Here is a 2,808-nt window from a genome sequence, read left to right as displayed (position 1 = left end):
TCGAGGTCGGGCGCAAGGATCCGAAGAAGAAACTGTTGCGTCAACGCAAGAAAGAGTTCGTGGAAATCTACGAACCCTTCAAACCCCAGCAGTCGGCCGACCAGGCCCACCGCTGCCTGGGTTGCGGTAACCCGTACTGCGAGTGGAAGTGCCCGGTGCACAACTTCATTCCCAACTGGTTGAAGCTGGTGGCCGAGGGCAACATCCTCCAGGCCGCAGAGCTGTCGCACCAGACCAACACCCTGCCGGAAGTGTGCGGCCGGGTGTGCCCGCAGGACCGTCTGTGCGAGGGTGCCTGCACCCTGAACGACGGCTTCGGCGCGGTGACCATCGGTTCGGTGGAGAAGTACATCACCGACACCGCGTTCGCCATGGGCTGGCGTCCGGACATGTCCAAGGTCAAGCCAACCGGCAAGCGTGTTGCGATCATCGGTGCAGGCCCTGCAGGCCTGGGCTGTGCCGACGTGCTGGTGCGCGGCGGCGTGACTCCGGTGGTGTTCGACAAGAACCCGGAAATCGGTGGTCTGCTGACCTTCGGTATCCCTGAGTTCAAGCTGGAAAAGACCGTGCTGAGCAATCGCCGCGAAGTCTTCAGCGGCATGGGCATCGAGTTCCGCCTCAACACCGAGGTGGGCAAGGACGTGACCATGGAGCAACTGCTCGAAGAATACGATGCCGTATTCATGGGCATGGGCACCTACACCTACATGAAGGGCGGCTTTGCCGGTGAAGACCTGCCGGGCGTGTATGACGCGCTGGACTTCCTGATCGCCAACGTCAACCGCAACCTGGGCTTTGAAAAGTCGCCGGAAGATTTCGTCGACATGAAAGGCAAGAAGGTCGTGGTGCTCGGTGGTGGTGACACGGCGATGGACTGCAACCGTACTTCGATCCGCCAGGGCGCCAAGTCGGTGACCTGTGCCTATCGTCGTGACGAAGCGAACATGCCGGGCTCGCGTAAAGAGGTGAAGAACGCCAAGGAAGAAGGCGTGAAGTTCCTCTACAACCGCCAGCCGATCGCCATTGTCGGCGAAGACAAGGTCGAAGGCGTGAAGGTGGTCGAGACCCGTCTCGGCGAACCGGACGCCCGTGGCCGTCGCAGCCCCGAGCCGATCCCGGGTTCCGAAGAGATCATCCCGGCCGACGCCGTGGTCATCGCCTTCGGTTTCCGCCCAAGCCCGGCGCCGTGGTTCGAGCAGTTCAGCATCCAGACCGACAGCCAGGGCCGCGTCGTGGCGCCGGAACAAGGTCAATACAAGCACCAGACCAGCAACCCGAAAATCTTCGCCGGTGGCGACATGGTGCGCGGTTCCGACCTGGTGGTGACCGCAATCTTCGAAGGCCGTAATGCGGCTGAAGGGATTCTGGATTACCTGGGCGTCTGATCAGCGCCCCTGAGCTGAACGCAATACCTGTGGGAGCTGGCTTGCCAGCGATGCAGACAACTCGGTGCTTCATATACACCGAGGTGATGCTATCGCTGGCAAGTCAGCTCCCACAGTGTTTTGTGGTGGTGCAGAAATGCGACAAATTGACCCGATAGACAAAAGGCTGACCTGCATTCGTGCCTTTTGCGCCCGGCTCTGAGAAAATGCCCGCACTTTTTTTCCGGATGCCGACATGACTGCCCTGAAGAACGACCGTTTCCTGCGCGCACTGCTCAAGCAACCCGTAGACGTCACCCCTGTGTGGATGATGCGTCAGGCGGGTCGTTACCTGCCGGAATACCGCGCCAGCCGTGCCAAGGCCGGCGATTTCATGAGCCTGTGCATGAACCCGTCGTTCGCTTGCGAAGTCACGCTGCAGCCGCTGGACCGTTATCCACAACTGGATGCGGCGATCCTCTTCTCCGACATCCTGACCATCCCCGATGCCATGGGCCAGGGCCTGTACTTCGAAACCGGCGAAGGTCCGCGCTTCAAGAAAGTCGTTAGCACCCTGGCCGACATCGAAGCCCTGCCGATTCCTGATCCGCAGAAAGACCTGGGCTACGTGATGGATGCGGTCAGCACCATCCGCCGCGAACTGAACGGCCGCGTGCCGCTGATCGGTTTTGCCGGCAGCCCATGGACCCTGGCCACCTACATGGTCGAAGGCGGCTCGTCGAAAGACTACCGCAAGACCAAAACCATGCTCTACGACAACCCGCAAGCCCTGCACCTTCTGTTGGACAAGCTCGCTCAGACCGTCACCAGCTACCTCAACGGCCAGATCCTGGCTGGCGCGCAAGCGGTGCAAATCTTCGATAGCTGGGGCGGCAGCCTGTCGGCGGCGGCGTACCAGGAGTTCTCCCTGGCCTACATGAAAAAAATCGTCAGCGGCCTGATCCGTGAGCACGAAGGACGCAAGGTACCGGTGATCCTGTTCACCAAGGGCGGTGGCCTGTGGCTGGAAAATATTGCCGATGCCGGCGCCGATGCTCTCGGTCTGGACTGGACTTGCGACATCGGCAGCGCCCGCTCCCGCGTGGGCGATAAGGTTGCCTTACAAGGCAACATGGACCCGACCGTGCTTTACGCCAAGCCGGAAGCGATCCGCACCGAAGTCGGTCGCATTCTCGCCAGCTATGGCAAGGGCAGCGGCCACGTGTTCAACCTCGGTCATGGCATCACACCGGAAGTTGATCCGGAGCATGCGGGTGCATTCCTGCGTGCTGTGCACGAGTTGTCGGCGCAGTATCACGAGTGATCGCCGCCCCATAAAAAACGCCCGGTAAATACCGTAATGCTGTTCACTTAAGCGAACGAAGACCACTGTAGGAGCGAGCTTGCTCGCGAAAAACGTTAACGATAACGCAGACATTCTGAA

Annotated in this window: 2 protein-coding genes; both read left to right on the top strand. The window is 60.4% G+C overall.

Annotated features, from left to right (window positions below):
* Nucleotides 1–1,385, top strand: a 1,385-nt coding sequence (locus tag ACRESJ_RS06660) for an FAD-dependent oxidoreductase (RefSeq protein WP_431757207.1), incomplete at its 5' end; no start/stop codon positions are given.
* A gap of 235 nt (nt 1,386–1,620) precedes the next feature.
* Entirely contained in the window at nt 1,621–2,688 is a 1,068-nt protein-coding gene (gene hemE / locus ACRESJ_RS06655) for a uroporphyrinogen decarboxylase (RefSeq protein WP_431757206.1), read from the top strand.
* The last annotated feature ends 120 nt before the right edge of the window (nt 2,689–2,808 follow it).

Source organism: Pseudomonas sp. (genome assembly GCF_050739655.1).
Classification (GTDB): Bacteria; Pseudomonadota; Gammaproteobacteria; order Pseudomonadales; family Pseudomonadaceae; genus Aquipseudomonas.
Note: the sequence above shows the minus strand (reverse complement) of the source record. Positions and strands in the feature narration are given on the sequence as shown.

Coding starts and splice junctions, on each gene's coding strand:
- hemE (WP_431757206.1), top strand. CDS start 1,621: ATGACTGCCCTGAAGAACGACCGTTTCCTGCGCGCACTGCTCAAGCAA.